4 protein-coding genes are annotated in these 2630 nt (G+C 32.7%); 1 reads left to right on the top strand and 3 read right to left on the bottom strand.

The window, feature by feature from the left end; all coding sequences use genetic code 11:
* Positions 1 to 500 precede the first annotated feature (500 nt).
* The gene (locus tag CBG25_RS16410; protein WP_290607943.1) at positions 501 to 1265 is read right to left on the bottom strand and encodes an N-acetylmuramoyl-L-alanine amidase; all 765 of its coding nucleotides are present in this window, start codon (positions 1263 to 1265) and stop codon (positions 501 to 503) included.
* Between the two features lie 144 nt (positions 1266 to 1409).
* Complete coding sequence (locus CBG25_RS16405) at positions 1410 to 1808, bottom strand: lysis system i-spanin subunit Rz (protein WP_290607942.1); 399 nt, start codon at positions 1806 to 1808, stop codon at positions 1410 to 1412.
* A gap of 304 nt (positions 1809 to 2112) precedes the next feature.
* Here CBG25_RS16405 and CBG25_RS16400 point away from each other — a divergent pair, with 304 nt between their 5' ends.
* Complete coding sequence (locus CBG25_RS16400; RefSeq protein ID WP_290607941.1) at positions 2113 to 2337, top strand: hypothetical protein; 225 nt, start codon at positions 2113 to 2115, stop codon at positions 2335 to 2337.
* Between the two features lie 12 nt (positions 2338 to 2349).
* Here the strand turns inward: CBG25_RS16400 and CBG25_RS16395 are convergent.
* Positions 2350 to 2630 (bottom strand): transposase family protein (locus CBG25_RS16395; protein WP_290603775.1); only part of this gene is annotated, 281 nt, incomplete at its 5' end.

Here is a 2630-nt window from a genome sequence, read left to right as displayed (position 1 = left end):
AAGCCAAGGGTTAATTGAAAATCTTGAGTGTTTCGAGGTGCCCTAAAGTAATAATTGAGCCGACTTGGTAACCAAAAGCATAATCATAATACAAAAAACTAGCCGCTAGGGCTGGTTATCAAAATAAAGTAACAACTTAAATCATAAAATATAAGAGCATATTATTACGGTAGCTAATTAGCATACATTTTATTGAGTACAAGAATGAAAGTTTAATGAATTTACCAGTAAATATAGTTTAATAAACGATATTTTACAGATAAAATATTAATAGTTAGTTCTAAAAAAATAATTATTATAGTAAAAGAATATTTATATTAAAATCCAATCAGAACTTAACTGACCTATATCGGTTTAGCCATATTTTAAAACTCTCAAAATTAACATAGCATTTGTTTTAATAAAAATTTTCATTTACTTTCAATGGGTTGTTATGTTTAAATATAATAAACCATCAGAATTAAATGATAGTTTTTTATAAGCTAAATCTTAATAAACGATTAAGGAAAATACTTTTCTACTAAAGCATAAAGAATAGCCACGGTTTCAACGTCTATTATGCCTTCATAATTTGATTGCCGAAAATGTAGCTGAAAAGCTCTGATCAATTTTATATAGTCATTATTATTGGCTGCCTGAGATACATCATAGCCATAGGACTTCAGTTTTTTAACAATCTCCGCCTTTGCCGGTATTTTATTTTTGAATTGCTCCATATACTTCTGTTTTATTTCTTCTTCATACCAGGCACCAATTCCAGCGTCATAAAGTTTTTTCCATGGAAAGGCAGCACCTGGATCACTTTTACGGCCAATGGCAATGTCTGAATGCCCAACAATATTTGTTGGTGACATATCTGGATAACGTTGAATAATATTTAATGCTAATTCTTTTACAGCATCAATTTGTTTATCATTAAACGGCGGAAAAATCATTTTTCCATTAGCATAACCCGCTTCATTGACGATTTCGATCCCTATCGCCGTATCATTTAAATTTGATCGTCCAGCCCATAAGCTAACACCCGCATGCCATGTTCGCTCATTTTCATCTACCAAATTAAAAATTCTGACATCATTAAAACCAGCAGCCTGATAAGTTTTATCAGTTGGATCTGGTACTAAATAATGCGCACTAACACTATTACCCGTTAATGCAGTAATTGAAGCTTGAAAATTTAAAGCCGTATAATGCATAACAAGAAAACGAATTCTACGGTTAAAACTTTTGACTGAACGATATGAGTTATAATCGATGAAGTACATGTTTTTTTCCTCTGTTCGTTTAACTATTTTTAACAATAAATGAAACGGTTTTTCAACTCCTTATTTAAAATGTAACAATTAATTTCAAAACAATATTAATTACAAATGATGCAATCATGATTGAGCACATGAATAACAAATTTATCACTGTTTATAAATTTCCTGCACTCTTGCTCGTAATCCCAAAAATTGGGCTTCTAATGTTTCAAGTTGACGTCTGAGACGAAGATAATTTCGTCCAGCGTCTGGCTCCAATTCGGTGGATCTGATAGCATCCAAGCCGGTGGTGGTGGTGGTGGCAACATTTTGATCTGGGGGACACACTGCTTTGACGAACAAGCGCTTATGGTTATTACGCAAATCATCACTAAGCTTATGTATTTCCATTTTCGCATTATTAAGTTCCTGAGTACGTTTAACATCAATTTGTTGCAACGACTTTATTTCGTATAAATAATTATTTTTAAGTTCTATCTGTTGTTGTAATTCATCTTTAAGCTTTTTGTATTGATACTTTAGATGAGTGTAATTGTTATAAACCACCGCAAATATTGCGGATATTAAAGTTGTTATAATTATTATGATAGAATTTAATTTCATAATAAAAGACGTCTTTCAAACGTTCCCTCATATGTTAACTACCGCGTTACTTACCAATAAAAACGGTTTTTATTATTTGACTTATTAATCAATAAACCATTAACCATCAATGAAAATGAAAATTTTGATTAAGTTTAAAAGCAACCCAACTGTCGCTAATTTGCAATAAAAAATCAAACACGAGTTTCGCAGTCTCTAAAAAAGAAGTATAAATTTAAAAACAAGAAAAAATAAGGATGTTCATATTTTGTCCGGTTATCCATGCATTAAAGATATCTATAAAATATTCTTGCAAGTAAGCAGTGTAAGATACTCTAGTTTGGCGTTATCAGAAGTCAGCCCATCGCCTTTATCTCATGACACGGTTAGCCGATGGTTAAAAAGTAGATGTTTCCGCCCTAAAGACCTATGGCGATTAGTTGAACCTTCTATAAGCGTGTTGCTTAATAGTGAAATAAGGGTGTTTCGGTGATTGAAGTAAATTTTACGCTGTTCTGAGATGGAAATTCCAAAGACCTGCGCTAAGGAGTAAGAAGGTATCATCAATAAAGGGTCTACGATTCCGTAAAATTTGGGTCATGCAACCGAGGCGCTTGATACCCGCGATGGCGTGTTCAACTGTAATACGGATGCCCGAGATTATTTTATTTTCTTGTTTTTGTTCAGGCGATAAAGGTCTTTTTCGAGTTCCTTTTTTTGGGATTTGTGTATTAGGATGCTGTTTATCTATACCTTGAAAACCGGTATCTGCCCAGATGGTTACCT

The sequence above is a fragment of the Arsenophonus sp. ENCA genome, assembly GCF_002287155.1.
Taxonomy (GTDB): domain Bacteria; phylum Pseudomonadota; class Gammaproteobacteria; order Enterobacterales; family Enterobacteriaceae; genus Arsenophonus; species Arsenophonus nilaparvatae.
This window is presented reverse-complemented; position numbering and strand designations above follow the sequence as displayed.

Bases quoted from the DNA above. Each gene is read 5' to 3' on its own strand.
- CBG25_RS16410 (WP_290607943.1), bottom strand. From the start codon at position 1,265: ATGTACTTCATCGATTATAACTCATATCGTTCAGTCAAAAGTTTTAAC.